At 59.0% G+C, this 22852-nt stretch carries 12 protein-coding genes and 6 pseudogenes; 14 read left to right on the top strand and 4 right to left on the bottom strand.

The genetic code is table 11. The features are described from left to right. Window positions 1-32: 32 nt before the first annotated feature. Window positions 33-2811: pseudogene (gene barA / locus JZM24_RS09635) on the bottom strand (two-component sensor histidine kinase BarA). Between the two features lie 60 nt (window positions 2812-2871). Between barA and rlmD the strand changes: the two are divergent. The 6 genes and pseudogenes from rlmD (at window position 2872) to queE (ending at window position 11488) form a co-directional block, all read left to right on the top strand. Continuing rightward, window positions 2872-4196: pseudogene (rlmD, locus tag JZM24_RS09630) on the top strand (23S rRNA (uracil(1939)-C(5))-methyltransferase RlmD). Window positions 4197-4205: 9 nt separating this feature from the next. Next, the gene (relA, locus tag JZM24_RS09625; protein WP_215669482.1) at window positions 4206-6443 is read left to right on the top strand and encodes a GTP diphosphokinase; all 2238 of its coding nucleotides are present in this window, start codon (window positions 4206-4208) and stop codon (window positions 6441-6443) included. Between the two features lie 18 nt (window positions 6444-6461). After that, on the top strand, window positions 6462-7256 hold the full coding sequence (gene mazG / locus JZM24_RS09620) for a nucleoside triphosphate pyrophosphohydrolase (protein WP_215669481.1): 795 nt from the start codon (window positions 6462-6464) through the stop codon (window positions 7254-7256). Between the two features lie 369 nt (window positions 7257-7625). Further along, window positions 7626-9263, top strand: a complete 1638-nt coding sequence (gene pyrG / locus JZM24_RS09615) for a glutamine hydrolyzing CTP synthase (RefSeq protein WP_215669480.1) — start codon at window positions 7626-7628, stop codon at window positions 9261-9263. Window positions 9264-9336: 73 nt separating this feature from the next. After that, window positions 9337-10638 carry a phosphopyruvate hydratase gene (gene eno / locus JZM24_RS09610; protein ID WP_215669479.1) on the top strand — a complete coding sequence of 434 codons (1302 nt, stop codon included), beginning with the start codon at window positions 9337-9339 and terminating at the stop codon, window positions 10636-10638. A 178-nt stretch (window positions 10639-10816) separates the two neighbouring features. Continuing rightward, complete coding sequence (gene queE, locus JZM24_RS09605) at window positions 10817-11488, top strand: 7-carboxy-7-deazaguanine synthase QueE (RefSeq protein WP_215669478.1); 672 nt, start codon at window positions 10817-10819, stop codon at window positions 11486-11488. Window positions 11489-11689: 201 nt separating this feature from the next. Here the strand turns inward: queE and queD are convergent, their stop codons facing one another. After that, window positions 11690-12052, bottom strand: coding sequence for a 6-carboxytetrahydropterin synthase QueD (gene queD, locus JZM24_RS09600; protein WP_215669477.1), 363 nt, complete (start codon window positions 12050-12052; stop codon window positions 11690-11692). 339 nt (window positions 12053-12391) lie between these two features. Here queD and cysJ point away from each other — a divergent pair, with 339 nt between their 5' ends. From cysJ to JZM24_RS19990, 3 genes and pseudogenes are all read left to right on the top strand, one after another. After that, window positions 12392-14194 carry an NADPH-dependent assimilatory sulfite reductase flavoprotein subunit gene (gene cysJ / locus JZM24_RS09595; RefSeq protein ID WP_215669476.1) on the top strand — a complete coding sequence of 601 codons (1803 nt, stop codon included), beginning with the start codon at window positions 12392-12394 and terminating at the stop codon, window positions 14192-14194. Further along, window positions 14194-15894, top strand: a complete 1701-nt coding sequence (gene cysI / locus JZM24_RS09590; RefSeq protein ID WP_215669475.1) for an assimilatory sulfite reductase (NADPH) hemoprotein subunit — start codon at window positions 14194-14196, stop codon at window positions 15892-15894. The genes cysJ and cysI overlap by 1 nt, the downstream gene beginning before the upstream one ends. Before the next feature lie 14 nt (window positions 15895-15908). Further along, window positions 15909-16637 (top strand): annotated as a pseudogene (locus JZM24_RS19990) (phosphoadenylyl-sulfate reductase). A 250-nt stretch (window positions 16638-16887) separates the two neighbouring features. Here JZM24_RS19990 and JZM24_RS18590 read toward each other — a convergent pair. Further along, window positions 16888-17280, bottom strand: coding sequence for a hypothetical protein (locus tag JZM24_RS18590; RefSeq protein ID WP_246579929.1), 393 nt, complete (start codon window positions 17278-17280; stop codon window positions 16888-16890). 60 nt (window positions 17281-17340) lie between these two features. After that, window positions 17341-17754: a M28 family peptidase gene (locus tag JZM24_RS18585; protein WP_246579928.1), complete on the bottom strand. Its 414-nt coding sequence runs from the start codon at window positions 17752-17754 to the stop codon at window positions 17341-17343. Window positions 17755-18120: 366 nt separating this feature from the next. On the opposite strand from JZM24_RS18585, the pseudogene cysG reads away from it, so the two are divergent. The 5 genes and pseudogenes from cysG to JZM24_RS09555 all read left to right on the top strand — a co-directional run bounded on the left by cysG (window position 18121) and on the right by JZM24_RS09555 (window position 22819). Next, a pseudogene (gene cysG / locus JZM24_RS09575) lies at window positions 18121-19519 on the top strand (siroheme synthase CysG). Between the two features lie 2 nt (window positions 19520-19521). Beyond that, a pseudogene (gene cysD, locus JZM24_RS09570) lies at window positions 19522-20351 on the top strand (sulfate adenylyltransferase subunit CysD). A 12-nt stretch (window positions 20352-20363) separates the two neighbouring features. Next, window positions 20364-21789 (top strand): annotated as a pseudogene (cysN, locus tag JZM24_RS09565) (sulfate adenylyltransferase subunit CysN). Next, window positions 21789-22412 carry an adenylyl-sulfate kinase gene (cysC, locus tag JZM24_RS09560; protein ID WP_215670091.1) on the top strand — a complete coding sequence of 208 codons (624 nt, stop codon included), beginning with the start codon at window positions 21789-21791 and terminating at the stop codon, window positions 22410-22412. The pseudogene cysN and the gene cysC overlap by 1 nt, the downstream one beginning before the upstream one ends. Window positions 22413-22471: 59 nt before the next feature. Then, window positions 22472-22819: a DUF3561 family protein gene (locus JZM24_RS09555; protein WP_220098837.1), complete on the top strand. Its 348-nt coding sequence runs from the start codon at window positions 22472-22474 to the stop codon at window positions 22817-22819. The last annotated feature ends 33 nt before the right edge of the window (window positions 22820-22852 follow it).

The raw sequence follows: 22852 nt of genomic DNA, 5'->3' as shown, positions 1-22852 counted from the left end.
TAGCCCGGAAGGGCTTGCGGGGGCCGAGCCCGCTAGCCGCTTAGCCAGGCGCTGGCGGCGATGCGTACATTCTCGATCTCATCAAGCATTTCCAACCATTCCGGCTCCAGCGCCTCCACCTCGACGCCGCTGCGCAGATGTTGCTCAATATTGGCGCATAATCGCCGCAGCCGCGGCACGCCGCTATAACTGCAACTGCCGTGCAATTTATGGATCAGGCTGCCGATATGCTCGTCGTGGGCGCCGCTGGCTACCGCTTCCACCCGTTGTTTAATTTCGGGCAGGAACTCCAGCAGCATACCCAACATCTCCCGCGCCAGATCCGGCTTATCTGCCGCCTGGCGCAGTGCCAACTGCCAATCAAGCGAAACATCTTTGTTGCCGGAAGGCAGCGGCGGCGGACGGACGTCGCTTGGCCCCTCGCGCGGCGTCGCCAGCGACGCAGGGTCGTGGATACCGTAACGTGACAACAGCCGACGCAGCATCGCTTCATCGATAGGTTTGGCCAAACAATCCACCATGCCGGCATCCAACAGCCGCTGGCGATCATCACTAATGGTATAGGAGGTGACCGCCACAATCGGCGTATGGGCATGCAGCGGCGACTGGCGAATCAGCTCCGCAGCGCGCAGACCATCGATTTCCGGCATCTGGATATCCATCAAAATAATATCCAGCGGTTTTTTTTGAGCGTAGGCGACAGCCTCGGAGGCGCTGTTACACAGAATGGTCTGCTCCACCTGCTCTTGCAGCAAAGCGCCAATCAATTTGAGGTTGGCGGGATTATCATCCACCGCCATGACCGTCAGCGGCAGGCAGGGCGTGCCGGACTCGGGCTCGCCGCTTGGCCGCGGCGTGGGAGGCGATTGCAACAGCGGAAGCAGGCGTTGGCCGGACACCGGCTTGGTCAGACAAGCGTCCGCGCCCATTTGTTTTAGCAGCTCCGCCTCCACCATCCAGGCGCCCGGCAGCGCCAGGATAATACAACGGGAATGGCCGCTGGCTTGCAGCAGCTCATAGCGCATTTCCGGTAGCGACAGCGTTGCGGTAATCGGTTTACCGATAAGCAGGATATCCACCTGCGCATCCCCCAGCGCGTTCAGGACCGGGTAATGACTTACCTCAAGGGGCGTGTCCGCCAGCAGTTCGAGGGTGGCCCTGCGCCGAGGCGCTATTGGTCTCGATAAGCGCGATACGCTTATGCATCAGGGCGTCGTAGCGGTGGGGGTCGACCCAGGCGTGAGAGTTGATCTGCAGCGGAATATGGAACCAAAAGGTAGATCCCCGTCCGGCGCGGCTGCGGAACGTGATCTCCCCACCCATTTCGCGCACCAGTTTTTGCGTAATCACCAGCCCCAGACCGGTACCGCCGTGCCGGCGTGTAATACTGGCATCGGCCTGACGGAACGCCTGGAACAGCTGCGATTGCTGGCGCTCGGGAATGCCGATGCCGGTATCGCGGATTTGTACGTTGATTTCCATGCGCTCCCGCTCGTGGCACTGACGGCTGACGCGAATGATGATATGCCCCTGCTCGGTGAATTTAATGGCGTTGCCGATAAGGTTGGTCATCACTTGCTGCAGCTGCAGCGGATCGCCGATGACATATTCCGGCACCTCGCGCTGCACCTGTAAAATCAGCTCCAGCCCCTTTTCATGGGCGGTATGGGCCAGCAGGATAACCACCTCATCGAGAATGGCGCGTAGCGCGAAGGGGATGGTTTCCAGCATCAGTTTGCCGGCTTCCAGTTTGGAGAAATCCAGTACATCGTTAATAATACTGAGCAAATGATTGCCTGAACGCTCAATGGTTTGCAGGTAATCGCGCTGGGTGGGGGAAAGCGGCGTTTTCAACGTCTGGCGGGTAAAGCCGATGACGCCGTTTAGCGGCGTGCGCAGCTCGTGGCACATATTCGCCAGGAACTCTGATTTGATGCGCACCGCCTCCTGAGCGCGTTTTTTCGCCAGATCCAGTTCGACGTTCTGGATTTCCATTTGCTCAAGGGTCTCGCGCAGATCCGACGTGGCCTGATCGATATTTTGCTGTAGCTCTTCGTGGTAGGCGCTGAGCGACATCGCCATAGCGTTGATGCCGTTTTTCAGCATATCCAGCTCGCCAAGCATGTAGCCTTCCACTCGGCTGTCCAATTGGCCACGGCGGATACGGTCGACGGTGTTGACCATGTTGCGGATAGGGCCGGTGACATCGCGCATCAGCCGGTAAGCGAATAACCCGGCGCAGCAAAGACACAGTAGCAACAGCAACGTGAAAACGAACGCCTCTTTATATTGTTGCAGCCGTACCGCGTCCATATCCAGTTCGATGGCGATATAGCCAAGCGGTTTTATCGAGTCTCTGGCCGCACCATAGGCGCGCTCGCCGTCCGGCAGGCTGTCCTCGCGCACGATGGGGGTACGTATGATAAGCGATGAGCCGCTGCGCAGTAGGGTCAACCCTTCGGACATCGGCGCGCCGTCGGGCAACTTCAGCCGCGCCATGTTTTGTTGATAATTGGAGGTCACGAACAGCGTATTGTTGGCGTCGAACAGCGAAATGGAACGTACAATATCGGAGTGGTGGCGATGCAGCAGATTGACCAGATGGCGCACCGATTCACGGTTGTGAAACGTCATGCCGTATTCGCTCGACAGCGCCAGCGGCTCGATAATGCTGGCGCCGGCGTCGACCAACTGATGCTGCAATTCGTTGTAGCGGTGGACGACAAAAAACGCGCTGAGCAGTAAGCCAATGAAAAGCGTCGGAGCCAGGATCAGTATCATCATCCGCGCGCGCAAGCTGTATTTGGTCATGGCGGTCCAATATGGGAGAATAGCGTCAGGATCATATCGCAAAGGCATTTCCGGCAATCTATGGCGCAATTCTACTCTGCAAACCGTCGCGTGGCGACCCGTGAGAGGGTCACGGTCTGGTGTGACCAACTGGATGCGTTCGGCCAGGGGTTGGCGCGCCATCGGGGCAAGGTCATGTTTATCCCCGGGCTGTTGCCGGGCGAGCAGGCCGAAGTGCGTCTGACCGAGGATAAACGCCAATACAGCCGCGGTGAGGTCATCCACCGCCCCTGAGCGGGTCACGCCCCGTTGTCCGCATTATGGCGTGTGCGGCGGCTGTCAGCAGCAGCATATCAGCCAGGTGCTGCAGCAGCACACCAAGGCCGCGGCGCTGGCGCAGCTAATGGCGCGCGAACAGCCCGGCGCGGTGCCAGATGTGGCGCAAATCGGATCCAGCGCCTATGGTTACCGGCGGCGCACGCGCCTGGGACTGGTCTATCGCCCGAAAGGCCGCCAACTCAGCATGGGTTATCGACAGGCAAAGTCGAGTGAATTAGTAGATATTCACGCCTGCCCGATTTTGCGGCCGGTGCTGGAACAGCTGATCGCGCCTTTGCGCGCCTGTCTGGAATGGTTGCGGGCCGTGGCGCATCTTGGGCACGTTGAACTGGCGGCGGCGGATAATGGTCCGCTGGTGGTGCTGCGCCACCTGCAGCCGCTGGGGGAAGAGGACCGCCGCCGGCTGCTGGACTTTGCCGCGGCGCAACAGGTCAGCGTCTGGCTGGCGCCTGACGGTGATCGGCTGAACTGTTTAAGCGGCGAGCCGCCTTTTTACCGGGTAGCGGCGTTGACGTTGCGTTTCAGCCCGCGCGATTTCATCCAGGTTAATGATGAGGTCAACCGGAAAATGGTGACCCAGGCGCTGGACTGGCTGGCGCCGACCCCCGGCGATCGGGTACTGGATCTGTTTTGCGGCATGGGCAATTTCACTCTACCGCTGGCACGTTCAAGCGGGCAGGTGACGGGCGTGGAAGGGGTTGCGGCGTTAGTAACGAATGGGCAATATAATGCGCAGAGTAATTCACTAAGTAACGTGACTTTTTTTCACGAAAATCTTGAGCAGGATGTGATGCGACAGCCGTGGGCCGCCGGCGGATTTGATAAGATATTGCTCGATCCGGCCAGGGCCGGGTGCGGCCGGCGTGATGTCTCTATTGGCGGCGTGGGCGCCGCAGCGCATTGTCTATGTTTCTTGCAATCCGGCGACGCTTGCGCGGGATAGCAAAATTTTATTGGCGGCAGGCTACACCCTGGCACGCCTGGCGATGCTGGATATGTTTCCGCATAGCGGCCATCTTGAATCGATGGCGTTATTTATCAAGCGTTCCGGCATCTCTGCAAGATAGGGAGTGGGTATGGTTGCGGTAAGAAGTGCACATTTGAATCCGGCGGGCGAATTTGCCGTGGACGACTGGGTGGCCAGTCTGGGCCTCGCCAATCCGCAATCAAGTGAACGGCTGGCCGACACCTGGCGCTACTGCGAGCAGCGGTGCAAGGACCATCCGGACGCCCCCCTGCTGCTGTGGCGCGGCATTGAAATGGTGGAAATATTGTCCATGCTCAGCATGGACAACGACAGCCTGTGCGCGGCGCTGCTGTTTCCGCTCGCCGACGCCGACGTAGTGGAAGAGACGGTGCTGGAGGCTGAGTTCGGCAAGAACATCGTCGAACTGGTGCACGGCGTGCGCGATATGGACGCCATCCGCCAGTTGAAGGCAACCCATAACGATTCGATGGCGCCGGAGCAGGTGGATAACGTGCGCCGCATGCTGCTGGCGATCGTCGAGGATTTCCGCTGCGTAGTCATCAAGCTCGCCGAACGTATCGCCCATCTGCGCGAATTGAAGGATGCGCCGGAAGACGAACGGGTGCTGGCGGCCAAAGAAAGTACCAATATCTATGCGCCGCTCGCCAACCGTCTCGGCATCGGCCAGTTGAAATGGGAGCTGGAGGATTTTTGTTTCCGTTACCTGCATCCAGATGAATACAAGCGTATCGCCAAGCTGCTGCATGAGCGGCGAATCGACCGCGAACAGTATATTGAGGATTTTGTCGCCTCTCTGCGCAAGGCCATGCAGGAGGAAGGGCTGAAGGCCGATATTTACGGCCGGCCGAAGCACATCTACAGCATCTGGCGCAAAATGCAGAAAAAGACGCTGGAATTTGACGAACTGTTCGATGTGCGCGCGGTGCGGGTGGTGGTCGAGCGTTTGCAGGACTGCTATGCCGCGCTCGGCATTGTACATACGCACTTTCGCCACTTGCCGGACGAGTTCGACGATTACGTCGCCAACCCGAAACCCAACGGCTACCAGTCAATCCATACCGTGGTGCTGGGCCTGCGCGGCAAAACGCTAGAAATCCAGATTCGTACGCGCCAGATGCATGAAGATGCCGAGCTGGGCGTAGCCGCCCACTGGAAGTATAAAGAGGGCGGCACTGTCCTTACTACCGGCGGTCGCTCCGGCTATGAACAGCGTATCGCCTGGCTGCGCAAGCTGCTGGCCTGGCAGGAAGATATGGCGGACTCCGGCGAAATGCTCGACGAAGTGCGCAGCCAGGTGTTCGACGATCGCGTGTATGTGTTTACGCCGAAAGGGGACGTGGTGGATCTGCCGGCCGGTTCCACGCCGCTGGATTTCGCCTACCATATCCACAGCGACGTCGGCCACCGCTGCATCGGCGCCAAAATCAGCGGCCGCATCGTGCCGTTTACCTATCAGTTGCGTATGGGCGATCAGGTTGAAATCATCACCCAGAAACACCCGAATCCGAGCCGCGACTGGCTGAATCCCAACTTAGGTTATGTCACCACCAGCCGCGGGCGTTCCAAGATCCATAACTGGTTCCGCAAGCAAGACCGGGACAAGAACATTGCCGCCGGGCGTCAACTGCTGGAAGAAGAACTGGAGCATCTGGGCATCAGCATGCGCGAGGCGAAAAAACTGCTGCTGCCGCGTTACAACGTCAATACGCTCGATGAATTGCTGGCGTCCATCGGCGGCGGTGACGTGCGCATCAATCAGATGGTCAATTATCTGCAGAGCAAGCTAAACAAGCCCAGCGCCGAAGAGGAAGACAAACAGGCGCTGCGCCAGCTGACGCAGAAAACCCCACCGGTGCCGCGCAACCGCGATAACGGCCGGGTGGTCGTGGAGGGCGTAGGCAACCTGATGCACCATATTGCCCGCTGCTGCCAGCCGATCCCGGGGGACGATATCACCGGTTTTATCACCCAGGGCCGCGGCATCTCCATCCATCGCGCCGATTGTGAACAGCTGGCGGACTTGCAGGCCAACGCGCCGGAGCGCATCGTTGACGCGGTGTGGGGCGAGAGCTACACCAGCGGTTATTCGCTGGTGGTGAGAGTGACCGCCAACGATCGCAGCGGCTTGCTGCGTGATATCACCACGATTCTGGCCAACGAGAAGGTCAACGTGCTGGGCGTCGCCAGCCGTAGCGATGTGAAAAAACAGCTGGCCACCATCGATATGGATATCGAAATCTATAACCAGCAGGTGCTGGGACGGGTGCTGTCGAAACTCAACCAACTGCCGGACGTCATCGACGCGCGCCGGCTGCACGGCAATTGACGCGTCAAAGGGCGTTTTATGTCTGAACCACATGCCGCTACGGCGCTGCATCGGCTGTTGGCCATTATGACCCGTTTGCGCGATCCGCAAACGGGCTGTCCCTGGGACAAAAGCCAAACCCTGGATTCCATTGCACCCTGCACCCTGGAAGAAACCTATGAGGTGCTCGATGCCATCGCGCGCCGCGACTATGGTGACCTGCGCGCCGAGCTGGGCGATCTGCTGTTTCAGGTTGTGTTTTACGCCGAGCTGGCGCGTGAGGAAGGGCGGTTTGATTTTGCCGCGGTCTGCGATGCCATCAGCGACAAACTTGAGCGCCGGCACCCGCACCTGTTCGGCGATGCGCCGGGCGCGCCGACGGACCATCGCGAGCAGTGGGAACGGCTCAAAGCGCAGGAGCGGGCGGAAAAGTCCCGCCTGTCGCCGCTGGATGATATTCCCGCCGCGCTGCCGGCGCTGATGAAAGCGCAAAAAATCCAGCAGCGCGGCGCGGCGGTGGGATTCGACTGGTCGACATTGGCGCCGGTGTTGGCGAAAGTGCATGAAGAGATCGACGAAGTGATGCATGAGGCGCGCCAGCCGCAGGTCGATTCGGACAAGCTGGCGGAGGAGGTGGGAGATCTGCTGTTCGCGACGGTGAATTTGTCGCGCCATCTGAGCCAGACGGCGGAAATCGCCCTGCAGCAGGCCAACCGCAAATTCGAGCGCCGATTCCGCCAGGTGGAGGCGATTATCGGTGCGCAGGGGCTTGACCTGAGGCAGGCCAGAGAGGACGCCTGGCAACAGGTAAAGCGCCGGGAGAAAGCGCAGTAGCGCGCTACATTGTCGGCCGAGAGACGCAGACGCGGCAAAGAGGCGCGCAGGCGGCAGGTAAAGCGCCGCGCGCGCAACGGCCCGGTGCGCCGCCGGGGGTACAGGCGAGGCTGCGGCAGCCGAAGATGCTCAGGCATCAGCTAAGGCGTTTACGCCAAGGGTGCAATTATCGCCATTAAAAGTTAATTTTATTCTATATCATTGATTTTTGACTGTATTTTAACCTTGTTGCGGCGCGCTAGGCGATACGGAAGTCCAACAGGCGTGTGCTGTGAACCAAAACGAATATTTGTGGCGCAATGCGGCTTCAGGTATACTGCTTTCCCGTCTTGGTTATTCCGTCTTTACACCTAATTTCTCAGGTTCAGCATGACAACAAACTATATTTTTGTAACCGGCGGGGTCGTATCCTCCTTGGGTAAAGGCATTGCCGCAGCCTCCCTGGCGGCTATTCTCGAAGCCCGGGGCCTTAACGTTACCATCATGAAGCTGGACTCCTATATCAATGTGGATCCGGGTACCATGAGCCCTATCCAGCACGGCGAGGTTTTTGTGACCGAAGACGGTGCCGAAGCGGATCTGGACTTGGGGCATTATGAGCGCTTCATTCGTACCAAAATGTCGCGCCGCAATAACTTCACCACCGGCCGCATTTACTCCGACGTGTTGCGCAAAGAGCGCCGCGGCGACTATCTGGGCGCCACCATTCAGGTCATTCCTCATATCACCAACGCCATCAAGGAACGCATTATTGAAGGCGGCGAGGGTCATGATGTGGTGCTGGTGGAAATCGGCGGTACCGTCGGGGATATCGAATCGCTGCCGTTTTTGGAAGCCATCCGCCAGATGGCGGTGGAAGTTGGGCGCGAGCATACCCTCTACATGCATTTAACCCTGGTGCCTTACATGGCGGCGTCCGGGGAGGTGAAAACCAAACCGACCCAGCACTCGGTGAAAGAGCTGCTCTCCATTGGTATTCAGCCCGACGTGCTGATTTGCCGCTCCGATCGGTCGGTGCCCAATAAAGAGCGGGCGAAAATTGCTTTATTCTGCAACGTGCCGGAAAAGGCGGTAATTTCGCTGAAAGACGTTGATTCGATTTATAAAATTCCGGCGCTATTGAAATCACAGTGGCTGGACGATTATATTTGTAAACGATTCGGCTTGAACTGTCCCGAATCGGATCTGTCTGAGTGGGAGCAGGTGATTTACCAGCAGGCGAATCCGGTCGGAGAAGTGACTATCGGCATGGTCGGCAAATACATCGCCTTACCGGACGCCTACAAGTCGGTAATCGAGGCCCTGAAACACGCCGGCCTGAAAAATCGTCTGACGGTGAATATCCGTTTGATCGATTCCCTGGATGTTGAAACCCGCGGCGTCGAAATACTGAAAGATTTGGACGCTATCCTTATTCCCGGCGGCTTCGGCTATCGCGGCGTGGAGGGTAAAATCCTCACCGCGCAGTACGCGCGTGAACAAAAGATCCCGTATTTGGGTATTTGTTTGGGGATGCAGGTGGCGTTGATCGAATTCGCCCGTCACGTGGCGGGGATGCAGGATGCCAACTCCACTGAATTTGTGCCAGACTGTAAATACCCGGTGGTGGCGCTTATCACCGAATGGCGTGATGAAGACGGCAATGTGGAAATGCGCAGCGAGCAGAGCGATCTGGGCGGCACCATGCGCCTTGGTAGCCAGCCCTGCCATTTGGCGGACGATAGCCTGGCGCGGTCGCTGTACGGCGAGGCCACCATATTGGAACGCCACCGTCATCGCTATGAAGTCAACAACATGCTGTTGAAACACCTCGAATCCGCCGGCCTGCGCGTTGCCGGCTGGTCGGGGGATAATAAGCTGGTAGAAATCATCGAATACCCGGATCATCCGTGGTTTGTCGCCAGCCAGTTCCACCCGGAGTTCACCTCGACGCCGCGCGATGGTCATCCGTTATTCGCGGGCTTCGTTAAAGCCGCGGGCGACTATCAGAAACGGGCGCAGAAATAAAAACAGGGGGCGGCGCGAGCGGCGCTGGCAGCCCGTCAGGAATTGTGTTTTAACTTGTACTGAGGAAATACGAATGTCCAAAATTGTAAAAGTCATTGGCCGTGAAATCATCGACTCCCGCGGAAATCCGACCGTAGAAGCAGAAGTTCACCTGGAGGGTGGTTTCGTTGGTCTGGCTGCCGTGCCGTCGGGCGCCTCAACCGGATCGCGCGAAGCGCTGGAGCTGCGCGACGGCGACAAATCCCGTTTCCTGGGCAAAGGCGTCACCAAAGCGGTTGACGCGGTAAACGGTCCCATCGCTCAGGCTTTGACCGGTAAAGACGCCAAAGATCAGGCCGCGCTGGATAAAACCATGATCGACCTGGACGGCACTGAAAACAAATCCAAATTCGGCGCCAACGCTATTCTGGCCGTGTCCCTGGCCGCTGCCAAAGCGGCCGCCGCCTCCAAAGGCATGCCGCTGTATGAGCATATCGCCGAGCTGAACGGTACCGCGGGCAAATTCTCCATGCCGCTGCCGATGATGAACATCATCAACGGCGGTGAACATGCCGACAACAACGTCGACATTCAGGAGTTCATGATCCAGCCGGTCGGCGCGAAAAGCATCAAAGAAGCGGTCCGTATGGGTTCCGAAGTGTTCCATAACCTGGCGAAAGTGCTGAAAAGCAAAGGCATGAGCACTGCCGTGGGCGACGAGGGCGGCTATGCGCCGAACCTGGAATCCAACGCCGCGGCGTTAGCCGCTATCAAGGAAGCGGTTGAGAAAGCCGGTTATGTGCTGGGTAAAGACATCACCCTGGCCATGGACTGCGCGGCTTCCGAATTCTTTGAAGAAACCACCGGTAACTACAATCTGAAAGGCGAAGGTAAGACCTTCACCTCGCAGGAGTTCACCCATTACCTGGAAGACCTGACCAAACAGTATCCGATCGTGTCCATTGAAGATGGCCTGAACGAATCTGACTGGGACGGTTTCGCTTACCAGACCAAAGTACTGGGCGACAAAATCCAGTTGGTAGGCGACGATTTGTTCGTCACCAATACCAAGATCCTGAAAGAAGGTATCGACAAAGGAATTGCCAACTCGATCCTTATCAAGTTTAACCAGATCGGTTCGCTGACCGAAACGCTGGCGGCCATCAAGATGGCCAAGGATGCAGGCCATACCACCATCATTTCCCACCGCTCCGGCGAAACCGAAGACGCTACCATCGCCGACCTGGCGGTAGGCACCGCGGCTGGCCAGATCAAAACCGGTTCTATGAGCCGTTCCGATCGCGTGGCGAAATATAACCAGCTGATTCGTATCGAAGAAGCGCTGGGCGACCGCGCGCCGTTTAACGGTCTGCGTGAAGTCAAAGGCCAGGCGTAACGCCGGCACTCAGTCCTGCTCCGCGGCCCTTGGGCCCCTGAGCAGTGTCTGAGAGCGTTCAGGCCCGCTTCGGCGGGCTTTTTTTATTCACCGCTGTGGCCCAAACCGGAAACGGCTGGCGATTTCCGCCGGGCAGACAATACTCAGTCTTATTAGCAGCCGTCATCACGAGAAAGTTATGCAGTACCCGCTTAATGAAATTTTCCAGACCCTCCATGGCGAAGGCTACTTTACCGGCGTGCCGGCGATATTTGTTCGTCTGCAGGGTTGCCCGGTGGGGTGCAGCTGGTGCGATACCAAACATACCTGGCAACAGGACGAGGCCGACAGGGTGGCGGCGGGGGACATCCCGTTGAAAACCGCCGACAGTAGCCGCTGGGCCAGCCTGACGGCGGAAGAGATCATCGCGCTAATCGCACAGCAGGGCTGGACCGCCCGCCACGTGGTGATAACCGGCGGCGAACCTTGTCTGCATGACCTGATGCCGCTGACCCGTGCGCTGGAGCAACAGGGGTTTAGCTGCCAGATTGAAACCAGCGGAACCCAGGACGTGCGCTGCACGCCGCAAACCTGGGTAACGGTGTCGCCGAAAATCAACATGCGGGGTGGATTGCCGGTGCTGGCGCAGGCGCTGGGCCGCAGCGATGAAATCAAACATCCGGTAGCGCGTCAACGAGATATCGATGAGCTGGACGCGCTATTAGCGACCCTGCACGATGCCAAACAGCGGGTTATCGCGCTACAGCCCATCAGTCAGAAACAGGCGGCTACCCGCTTGTGTATCGAAACCTGTATCGCCCGTAATTGGCGCTTGTCGATGCAAACCCACAAATACCTCAATATCGCCTGACAGGGGCCCGCCACATCATTTATCCGGGAGAGAAGGGGGCCAGCACACGTGCGTAGCCTGAGGTCCCCTTGGACTCTATACCGACCGGCCTTTGCACTCTCGGGGGGCGGTCGACCGTCCGGCGCGATGAACGTACCGGTCCCTAGCGTGGAACGCGTTAGCGGCCGCGATAGAGGTAACCGGCTCTTGGTGTGGTACGCATTAATGGCCGCGGTAAACGCAACCCGCGGTACAGGTTTCTTTCAGGGTCACGGCGCTCAGCAGCGGCAGCTGCGGCTTGAGCTGTTGCCAAATCCACTGCGCCAGCACTTCGCTGGTGGGATTTTCCAGGCCGGGGATGTCGTTGAGATAATAATGGTCCAACCGCTCCAGGAGCGGCTGGAAGGCGGCTTTCAATTCGGCGAAATCCATGATCCAGCCGGTGTGGGGATCCACTTCGCCGGTCACTTCCAGACGTACCAGAAAGGAGTGGCCATGCAGCCGGCCACATTTGTGTCCCGCGGGGACATGGGGCAAACGGTGGGCGGATTCAAAGGTAAAATATTTATATAATGTGGTAATCACTGTCGCTTCTCTTCAACTACATTAACTGCATGATAACGGTTAGCGCGCTATGATGCCATGTCTGGCGCCGTCGGCAACCCCTGGCGCGCACAATGCGGTCAACCCGATAGCCAGCGCACCGCTAACGGCGCCCTTCCCAGTCTAAAGTGTACGCGTATCCTGCAGTCCTGTTCTATCGATAATTCCGGTAAGTTTAACCTTATCTATACCTTATGATGTTTAGTTATTTATTATTCATATCGCATCCTTTATTGTGGACGGGTGAGTGGTTAACCTTACAAACTCTAATGATCTTTTTGGCCCGGCCGGGCGTGCCGGCACAAGGAACTGCCTACCCCCATGACGAAACAGGTCCCCCCAACCACAGTGCTGCCGCTAAGCGCGGAGCAGCTGGATCGCTTACAGACAGCGAACGGTGATTTATCTCCCCTGCAGCTGGCCTGGATTTCGGGTTACTTCTGGGGGCGGGTGGCGGAAGGTCAGCCCGCCACCGCCGTGCCGCCGCCGTCGCAAAGCGCCGCCGCAGCGGCACCCATTACGCTGCTTTGTGCCTCCCAGACCGGTAACGCACGCCGGTTGGCGGAGCAACTGCGCGATGATCTTATCGCCGCCCGGCTTGATGTGGTGCTGATTAACGCTGGTGACTACAAATTCAAGCAGATCGCGCAGGAAAAATTGCTACTGGTAGTGACCTCCACCCAAGGCGAGGGCGATCCACCGGAAGAGGCGGTCGCATTATATAAGTATTTATTTTCCAAGAAAGCGCCCGCACTACCGTCGATGCAATTCGCGGTCTTCGGCCTCGGCGACAGCTCCTATGAGCATTTTGCCAAAACCGGCAAAGATTTCGACATCCGGCTCGCGGAGCTGGGAGCGCAGCGCCTGTATGAGCGCGTGGATGCCGATGTGGATTATCAGGCGCAGGCCGAGGCCTGGCGTGCCGGCATCGTCGAACAATTGAAGGCCCGGGTGGCCGTCGCCAGCCCGGCGCAGCAGCATCTGGCGGCCAGCGGTAACGTTAACGAGGTGGATTCCAGCCCTTACACCAAAGAGGCGCCGCTCACCGCCCATCTGGCGGTAAGCCAGAAGATCACCAGCCGTCAGTCGCTCAAAGATGTGCGCCATTTGGAGATTGACCTAACCGATTCCGGCCTGCGTTATCAGCCGGGCGATGCGATGGGGGTATGGTATGAAAACGATCCGGCGCTGATTGGCGAATTGCTGGCGCTTTTGTGGCTTAAAGGCGACGAGCCGGTCGAGGTGGCCGGTCAGACGCTCACCCTTGCCGAGGCGTTGCAACAGCATTACGAGTTGACGCAAAACACCCCGGCCATTGTGGCGGGCTATACCGCCCTCGCCCGGGATGAGGCGTTGTTGGCCGTGGCGGCGGACAAAGCGCAATTGCAACAGTTAGCGCTGGCGACGCCGATTGTCGACATGGTGCGCCATGCGCCCATCGAGCTGCGCGCCGAGCAGTTGCTGTCCCTGCTACGTCCGCTGACGCCGCGTTTGTATTCCATCGCGTCGTCGCAGGCGGTGGTTGGCGAGGAAGTGCATATCACGGTCGGCGTGGTGCGTTACGAGATCGATGGCCGGCCGCGGACCGGCGTCGCCAGCGGCTTTTTGGCTGACCGGCTGGGGGAAGACGATGCGTTGCGGGTGTTTACCGAGCATAACGATAACTTCCGTTTGCCGGGCGATCCCAATACACCGGTGATTATGATAGGGCCGGGCACCGGGATTGCGCCTTTCCGCGCTTTTTTGCAGCAGCGCGAGGCCGATGGCGCCCCGGGCCAGAACTGGCTGTTTTTCGGTAACCCCCATTTCACCGATGATTTTCTTTATCAGGTGGAATGGCAGCGGTATGTCAAAGAAGGGCTGCTGACCAAAATCAGTCTTGCCTGGTCGCGCGATCAGGTGGAAAAGATCTATGTGCAGGATAGAGTGCGCGAGCAGGGCGCCGAAGTGTGGCGCTGGATCCAGCAAGGCGCGCATATTTATGTCTGCGGCGACGCCAACCGTATGGCCCGTGATGTCGAGCAGGCGGTGGTGGCCGAGCATGGCGCCATGGACCTTGAGCAGGCGGACGAATTTTTAAGTGAGCTGCGCATTGAGCGCCGTTATCAGCGAGATGTCTATTGATGAGCGAACAACAACCGAAAGCCAAATTTTCCGACAATGAGCGGTTAAAAGGCGAAAGCCGTCTTCTGCGCGGCACCATCGCGCAAGATTTGCAGGACGGGCTGACCGGCGGCTTCAATGGCGATAATTTCCAGTTGATCCGCTTTCATGACATGTACCAGCAAGACGATCGCGATCTGCGCGCCGAACGCGCCGAGGAGAAGCTGGAGCCGCTTATCAACATGATGCTGCGCTGCCGCCTTCCGGGCGGGGTGATCACGCCGCAACAGTGGCTGGGCATCGACGCCTTCGCCGCCGAGCATACCCTTTACGGCAGTATCCGTCTGACCACCCGGCAAACCTTCCAGTTTCACGGCGTACTGAAGCCGAAGTTGAAAGGGATGCATCAATTGCTGCACCGTCTGGGGTTGGACTCTATCGCCACCGCCGGCGACGTCAACCGCAATGTCCTGTGCACATCCAATCCGGTGGAATCGGTGCTACACCGACAGGCCTGGGAATGGGCGAAAAAAATCTCCGAACATCTGCTGCCGAAAACCCGCGCCTACGCGGAAATCTGGCTGGACGGGGAAAAGACCGAAACCACCGACCAAGAGCTGATCCTGGGGCCGACCTATCTGCCGCGTAAGTTTAAAACCACCGTGGTGGTGCCGCCGCTCAATGACGTGGATCTGCACGCCAACGATCTTAATTTTGTTACTATCAGCGACAACGGTCAATTGGTCGGTTTTAACGTGCTGGTGGGTGGCGGCCTGGCGATGACCCACGGCGATAAGAGCACCTATCCGCGCAAGGCCAGCGAATTTGGTTTTATCGCTTTGGACGACACGTTAAAAATCGCCGAAGCGGTGGTCACCACGCAACGTGATTGGGGTAATCGCTCCAATCGCAAGAACGCCAAGACCAAATATACCCTGGAGCGCGAAGGCGTCGGCGCGTTCCGGGAAGAGGTGGAGGTGCGCGCGGGGGTACAATTTTCCCCTATCCGGCCCTACGCCTCTACCGAACGCGGCGATCGCTTCGGCTGGGTTAAGGGAATTGATAACCAATGGCACCTGACGCTATTTATCGAAAACGGCCGTATCCTCGATTACCCGGATCGCACGCTGAAAACCGGCCTGGCGGAAATTGCCCGCAGGCATAAAGGAGACTTCCGCCTGACCGCCAATCAGAACCTGATTATTGCCGGCGTCGACAAGAAGGACAAAGCGGCGATTGAGGCGCTGGCGCGTCGGCACGGGCTGATTAACGATGAGGTCACCCCCCAACGCAAAGCGTCCATGGCCTGCGTGGCGTTTCCCACCTGTCCGCTGGCGATGGCCGAAGCAGAACGCTTCCTGCCGCAGTTTGTCAGCAAGGTGGAAACCATCATGTCGGGACACGGGTTGGGGGAGGACGAGATTATCCTGCGCGTGACCGGCTGCCCGAACGGGTGCGGCCGCGCGATGCTGGCGGAAATCGGGCTGGTGTGGAAAGCCATCGGCCGCTATAACTTGTATTTGGGCGGCGATCGCATCGGTACCCGGATCCCGCGCATGTACCGGGAAAATATCACCGAAGACGAAATCCTGTGCATCATCGATGACACCGCGGGCCGCTGGGCGCGTGAGCGTCAGCCGCAGGAGTCCTACGGCGATTATGTGGTGCGGGCCGGGATAGTGCGCCCGGTGGTGGATTCGGTGCGCGACTTTTACGATTAAGCGGAGAGAATGGCATGAGCGATTGGGATCTCGGCGAATTGAATGCGCTGGACAAAGCGCAGCAAACGGCGGCGCTGGCAACGGTGAACCAGCAGTTGTAAAGCCAGACGGCGGAACAGCGGGTCGCCTGGGCGCTGGAACATCTGACGGAGCAGGCGGTACTGTCATCGAGCTCTGGCATTCAGGCCGCGGTCAGCCTGCATTTGGTGACGCGCCAGCGTCCGGATATTCCGGTTATTCTGACCGACACCGGCTATCTGTTCCCGGAAACCTATCGCTTTATCGATGAGCTGACGGAGACGCTGGGGCTGAACCTGCAAATCTATCGCGCCACGAACCTCGCCGGCCTGGCAAGAAGCGCGCTACGGCAAACTGTGGGAGCAGGGTGTTGAGGGGATCGAACGCTATAACCAGCTCAACAAGGTGGAGCCGATGAATCGCGCGCTGGCGACGCTGGGACCTGGTTTGCGGGTCTGCGGCGCGAGCAGTCCGGCAGCCGCGCCCACCTGCCGGTGCTGGCGATCCAGCGTGGCGTCTTCAAGTTGCTGCCCATTATCGACTGGGATAACCGGCAGGTATACCAATATCTCACCCGCCACGGCCTCGGCTATCATCCCTTGTAGGAACAGGGATACCTGTCGGTGGGTGACACCCATACGACGCGCAAGTGGTAGCCCGGCATGAGCGAAGAAGAGACGCGCTTCTTCGGGTTGAAACGCGAATGCGGGTTGCATGAAGGCTAAGGTTTAGCCCGTTCAGGGGGGAGATAGGGAGACCCCGTCGGCGGCACGTGCAGATAGTTTGCCGGCGCCGGAGGCCGCTTTCTACGAGCTGCCCGGGTCAGGAAGCTGCCTCGGCAAATCATCCTCCGGTGCCGGAGGGCGCTTTCTACGAGCTGCCCGGATCGGGAAGCTGCCCCGGCAAATTGTCTGCCGGCGCCGTAGAGCGCTTTCTTCGAGCTGTCCGGGTCGGGAAGGGAAGGGCCTTTAAGCCTTACCCGCGGCAGAGCGGGTGCCTGTCGTCGCGGCTGCTTTTCGCCGCGGCCTTCACCTGCGCGCCGGTGAGTTCGCGCAGCAGCGGCCGTAGCAGGCTAAGACTGTCGCGTGTGCGCCGTGCCAGCTGCCCGTGCAAGTGACTCTCGAGCCACAATAGGTTATCGCGCTGGCTTTGGTAACGCACCGTTCCCTGAGGGACGTGGGCGCTGACTTTCCGCTGCAGGCAACTGTCGCCGGCAACGCCGGAGGTGATATCCAGCACCGGCAGCCCGGCGCGGGCGAACGGCAGCAATAGCGACGGGCACACTTGACCCGCGCGAAGCCCCTGATGGAACAGCAGCGGTATCCCGGCGCGGCTGGCCTGCGCGCGCAAGGCGTCAATCTGCGGCAAGAGCGCGTTCGCGCCTGCCGGCAGCTGATAATCGACACGCAGCTTTTCGCCGGCGATGAGCTACTGCAGATCCACTACCAGCCGCGTCTGCTGTTTCTCCTGCGGCGACATGCGATCAAGGTAGTCCTGGCTGCCCGCCAGATCGGGCGCCAGCGCCAGCATGACGCCGAGACCGGCGGCATTGTCGTCCACCCCTTGCAGCGTCAATCCGCCAAGATTGTGGTTCAGGTCGCGATCGGCGCGCGGCAGGTAGGTGTCGAGGTGGGCGATAATCAGAATTTCCCCTTGCCCGGTCTGGCCGGCTTTGGCGGCGATGGTAGAACTGGCGGTGATACGACGCCAGTCCACTTTCTGTCCCGGCGCGCCATAGCGATAGCGGGTATTGAAAGCGCGTAAATCGCTTTGATATCCCAGCGCGCGAAACTGAAGCTGTAGGTGCTCGGCGGCCAGCAGCTCCGCAGGACTACCCGCCATGCGCCCGGGAAATAGGTGGCGATAGTGCGGGTTTGCTCTTGGGCATAGCGTTCGGGAGAAAGAGCAGAGGCGGCCTGGGCGGCCGGCGTCAGCCCGGCGCTGACGAACAGCCAGAGCGCAATACGCAGGCAAGCGGGGTAACGCATAACGGAAAGTCCTTGTTTACCGGAACGGCCTCAATATTAGGACGCGCAACTGTCGGCTATAGTATGGGGCGGCGACGGCGGCAAAACAATCCCGCTTCGCTGGAAAGTCAATGGTGTCGTTATTCCATAAAGGTAAATGAAATTCCAATTAAGAATTTCATATACCAGAAATGGTCGACGTATAGTCATTATATTGCTAAACACGAACAGAAAGGTTGCTGTGGAATATTTACCGCTATTTGCCGATCTCAGGCGACGTCCAGTACTGGTGGTTGGCGGTGGGTGGCGAGGTAGCCGCGCGCAAAATACAGCTGTTGATGCGCGCCGGCGCGCAAATCAGGGTGGCGGCGCGGACGTTATGCCCGGTGCTCAAGGAAATCCACCTGGCCGGCGGCCTGTCCTGGTTAGGTGAATCGTTTGAACCGACCATGTTGGACGACGTTTTCCTGGTGATCGCCGACACCGATGACGCGGCGCTGAATGCGCGGGTTTCCCAGTGCGCCGAACAGCGCCATTTGCTGGCCAATGTGGTGGACGACCAGCCGTACTGCTCATTTATCTTTCCTTCGATTATCGATCGCGCGCCCATTATGGTGGCCATTTCCTCCGGCGGTACGGCGCCGGTGCTCGCACGCATCCTGTGCGAGAAACTGGAATCGATGCTGCCGACCTTTCTCGGTCCGATGGCGGCCATGGCGGGCGCCTGGCGCGGCCGGGTAAAGCAACGACTCAGCAGTATGTCCGGCCGCCGCCGTTTCTGGGAAAAAGCCCTTAACGGCCGCTTCGCCAGTCTGGTGGCGCAGGGACGGCTGGATCAGGCCCTGAACGCCGGACCGGAACAGGGCGGCTAGGTGGCGCTGGTCGGCGCCGGCCCCGGCGACAGCGGGCTATTGACGCTGCGCGGGCTGTAGCTTATGCAGCAGGCGGATGTGGTGCTGTATGACTATCTGGTAAGCCCGGAAGTTCTCGAACTGGTGCGCCGCGATGCGGAGCGGATTTGCGCGGGCAAGCGCGCCGGCGAGCACTCGATGCCGCAGCAGGAGATCAATCGCCTGTTGGTGACGCTAGCGCAGCAGGGCAAAAAGGTGGTGCGGCTTAAAGGGGGCGATCCCTTTATTTTCGGCCGCGGCGGCGAAGAGCTGCAAGCCGTGGCGGCGGCGGGCATACCCTTTCATGTGGTGCCCGGCATCACCGCCGCCGCGGGCGCCACCGCCTATGCCGGCATTCCGTTGACCCATCGCGAACATGCCCAGAGCATTACTTTTATCACCGGACATCTGCGCGACGGCGCCGATGCCATGGATTGGCAGGCGCTGGCGCGCGGGCGCCAGACGCTGGCTATTTACATGGGGGTAGTCAAGGCGGCGGAAATCAGCAGCCAGCTGATTCGCCATGGCCGATCGGCACAAACGCCGGCGGCGGTGATAAGCCGCGGGACCTGCAGCGACCAGTACGTGCAGACGGGGACGCTGGAGGCGCTGGATCAACTGGCGCAAAAGGCGCCCACTCCCGCATTGGTGGTGATTGGCGAAGTGGTCGCCCTTCATCATGAAATCAATTGGTTTGGTCAGCAAAACCCGGCGGCGCAAAAGCGCGCGTCGGTGGTCAATCTGGCGTAAGGATGTCATTTATGGATCAACAACGTTTTACCCATCTTCGGCAGCTGGAGGCTGAGAGTATCCATATTATCCGTGAGGTGGCTGCCGAATTCAGCAATCCGGTGATGATGTACTCCATCGGCAAAGACTCGTCCGTGATGCTGCATCTGGCGCGTAAAGCCTTTCATCCCGGCAAGCTGCCGTTTCCGCTGCTGCATGTGGATACCGGCTGGAAATTCCGCGAAATGTATGCGTTCCGCGATCACACCGCCAAGGCCTACGGTTTCGAGCTGCTGGTGCATAAAAACCCGGAAGGGGTGGCGATGGGCATCAATCCTTTTGTCCACGGCAGCGCCAAGCACACCGATATCATGAAAACCGAGGGCCTGAAACAGGCGCTGAATCAATACGGCTTCGATGCCGCCTTTGGCGGCGCCCGGAGCTGTGGCACAACTACAACGGCCAAATTAACAAAGGGGAAAGCATTCGCGTTTTCCCGCTCTCCAACTGGACCGAGCTCGATATTTGGCAATACATCTTTTTAGAAAACATCGAAATCGTCCCGCTGTATCTGGCCAAGAAGCGCCCCGTGCTGGAACGCGACGGGATGCTGATGATGGTGGACGACGACCGTATCGACCTGCAGCCAGGTGAAGTTATCGAACAACGTATGGTGCGCTTTCGCACGCTCGGTTGTTGGCCGCTGACCGGCGCGGTGGCCTCCGACGCGCAGACCCTGCCCGAGATTATCGAGGAGATGCTGGTATCCACCACCAGCGAGCGTCAGGGCCGGGTTATCGATCGCGATCAGTCCGGGTCGATGGAAATGAAAAAGCGTCAGGGTTATTTTTAAGGAGCCATCGACATGAACAATGCCATAGCCCAACAGATCGCCGAGCAAGGCGGGGTAGAAGCGTACCTGCACGCCCAGCAGCATAAAAGCCTGCTGCGTTTTTTGACCTGCGGCAGCGTCGATGACGGCAAAAGCACGCTGATTGGTCGCCTGCTGCACGACACCCGGCAAATCTACGAGGATCAACTGTCAACGCTGCATACCGACAGCAAGCGCCTGGGTACCCAGGGCGACAAACTCGATTTGGCGCTGCTGGTGGATGGCTTGCAGGCCGAACGCGAGCAGGGCATCACAATTGATGTCGCTTATCGCTATTTCTCCACCGAAAAGCGTAAATTTATTATCGCCGATACCACGGGGCATGAACAGTACACCCGCAATATGGCGACCGGCGCCTCGACCTGTGATGTGGCCATTTTGCTTATTGATGCGCGCAAAGGCGTGCTGGATCAGACCCGGCGCCACAGCTTTATCAGTACCCTGTTGGGCATCCGCCATCTGGTGGTGGCGGTGAACAAAATGGATCTGGTGACGTTTGATGAGCAAATCTTCCAGGGCATTCGCCAGGATTATCTGCGTTTTGCCGAGCAACTACCGGTCGATCTGGACATTACCTTCGTCCCGCTGTCGGCGCTGGAGGGCGCTAACGTTGCCGCGCTGGCAACCTCAATGCCTTGGTACACCGGCCCGACGCTGCTGGACGTGCTGGAAACGGTGGAGGTTATCAATCTTAACGAGCAGCAGCCGGCGCGTTTTCCGGTGCAATACGTCAACCGCCCCAATCTGGATTTTCGCGGCTACGCCGGCACCGTGGCGGCGGGGGTACTGCGCGTGTGGCAGGCGGTGAAAGTGCTGCCGTCGGGCGTCACCTCCACCCTAAGTCGCATCGTGACCTTCGATGGCGATCTGACGGAGGCCTGGGCTGGCGAAGCGGTGCCCATGGTCCTGGCGGACGAGGTAGATATTAGCCGCGGCGATTTGCTGGTAGACGCCGGCGAGACGCTGACGGCGGTGCAAAACGCCCAGGTCGATGTGGTGTGGATGACCGAGAAACCGCTGGTGGCGGGCCAGAGTTTCGATATCAAGATTGCCGGCAAGAAAACCCGCGCGCGGGTGGACAACATTCAGTATCAGGTGGATATCAACACCCTGACCCAGCGCGTGGCTGACAGCCTGCCGCTTAACGGTATCGGTCTGGTGGAGCTGGCGTTCGACGAGCCGATGATTTTGGATAAGTATGCCGATAATCCGACCACTGGCGGCATGATTTTCATCGACAGGTTGAGTAATGTCACCGTCGGCGCCGGCATGGTGCGCCAGCCGTTAGAGGACGTTTATCGCGATCCGGGCGCCTACGGCGAATTTGAGCTGGCGCTTAACGCGCTGGTACGCCGTCATTTCCCGCACTGGGGCGCGCGACTTGCTGGGTGGCAAATAATGACCGCCGACGCAGGGCGTCCTGTCGACGACAATGTGGTTTGGCATTCGCATCCGGTGACCCGCCAGGACCGCGAGGCGCTGCATAAGCATCAGGGGGCGGTGGTGCTGTGGTTTACCGGTCTGTCCGGCTCGGGCAAATCGACCCTCGCCGGCGCGCTGGAGCAGGTGTTGCATCAGCGGGGCATCAGCACCTATTTGCTGGATGGCGACAACGTCCGCAACGGTTTGTACCGCGATCTGGGCTTTAGCGATGACGATCGGCGCGAAAATATTCGCCGCGTAGGCGAGGTGGCGCGGCTGATGGTCGACGCCGGTCTTATTGTATTAACCGCCTTTATTTCACCCCACCGCGCCGAGCGGCAGCTGGTACGCGATATGCTGCCCGCCGGCCGCTTTATTGAAGTGTTTGTCGATACGCCGTTAGCCGTTTGCGAGGCGCGCGACCCTAAGGGACTGTATCAAAAAGCCCGCGCCGGCGAGCTGCGTAATTTCACCGGCATCGACGCGGTTTATGAGGCGCCGCAGCGGCCGGATCTGCATCTGGACGGCGAACAATTGGTAACAAATTTGACCGGTCGTTTATTAGATCTGCTGGATGAGCGCGTTATTATCAACATCTGAATGCGCTGCCGGCGAATGGGTGACCTTCGCCGGCGATCACCAGCCAGAGACAGGTCTTGATGCCGAACGTTACCGAGATAAAACGCGCTATTCCCCTCAAATTCAGCCTCGCCCCTGACCGTACGCTTCGCCGGGATGAGCCGCCTTATGCCCTGTGGGGTGGTATCGCCGGCTTTGTTTTTTACTGGCTGGATTTTGCCGTGCCAATCCTGCAATTTGGTGCCAACGCCCTGTTTTTCTTGCTCTATACCTGGCCGTTTTTTCTGGCGCTGCTGCCGGTGTGCGTGCTGTTGGGCGTCATCTATAGTGTACCGCTTGGCGGCAGGGTCTGCCTGTTGGTGCTGGCCACCGGTCTGTCGGTGTTCAGCCTGTTCTGGCTGGTGTTCACTTTACTTTCCGGTTGGTAACGGCCTGTGCGGCCACTCGTCCGGTAACAAAGC

The sequence above is a fragment of the Candidatus Sodalis endolongispinus genome, from assembly GCF_018777395.1.
In the GTDB taxonomy this organism is placed as follows: Bacteria; Pseudomonadota; Gammaproteobacteria; order Enterobacterales; family Enterobacteriaceae; genus Sodalis_B; species Sodalis_B endolongispinus.
This window is presented reverse-complemented; position numbering and strand designations above follow the sequence as displayed.

Bases quoted from the DNA above. Each gene is read 5' to 3' on its own strand.
- relA (WP_215669482.1), top strand. From the start codon at position 4,206: ATGGTTGCGGTAAGAAGTGCACATTTGAATCCGGCGGGCGAATTTGCC.
- mazG (WP_215669481.1), top strand. From the start codon at position 6,462: ATGTCTGAACCACATGCCGCTACGGCGCTGCATCGGCTGTTGGCCATT.
- pyrG (WP_215669480.1), top strand. From the start codon at position 7,626: ATGACAACAAACTATATTTTTGTAACCGGCGGGGTCGTATCCTCCTTG.
- eno (WP_215669479.1), top strand. From the start codon at position 9,337: ATGTCCAAAATTGTAAAAGTCATTGGCCGTGAAATCATCGACTCCCGC.
- queE (WP_215669478.1), top strand. From the start codon at position 10,817: ATGCAGTACCCGCTTAATGAAATTTTCCAGACCCTCCATGGCGAAGGC.
- cysJ (WP_215669476.1), top strand. From the start codon at position 12,392: ATGACGAAACAGGTCCCCCCAACCACAGTGCTGCCGCTAAGCGCGGAG.
- cysI (WP_215669475.1), top strand. From the start codon at position 14,194: ATGAGCGAACAACAACCGAAAGCCAAATTTTCCGACAATGAGCGGTTA.
- JZM24_RS18585 (WP_246579928.1), bottom strand. From the start codon at position 17,754: ATGGCGGGTAGTCCTGCGGAGCTGCTGGCCGCCGAGCACCTACAGCTT.
- cysC (WP_215670091.1), top strand. From the start codon at position 21,789: ATGACCGCCGACGCAGGGCGTCCTGTCGACGACAATGTGGTTTGGCAT.
- JZM24_RS09555 (WP_220098837.1), top strand. From the start codon at position 22,472: ATGCCGAACGTTACCGAGATAAAACGCGCTATTCCCCTCAAATTCAGC.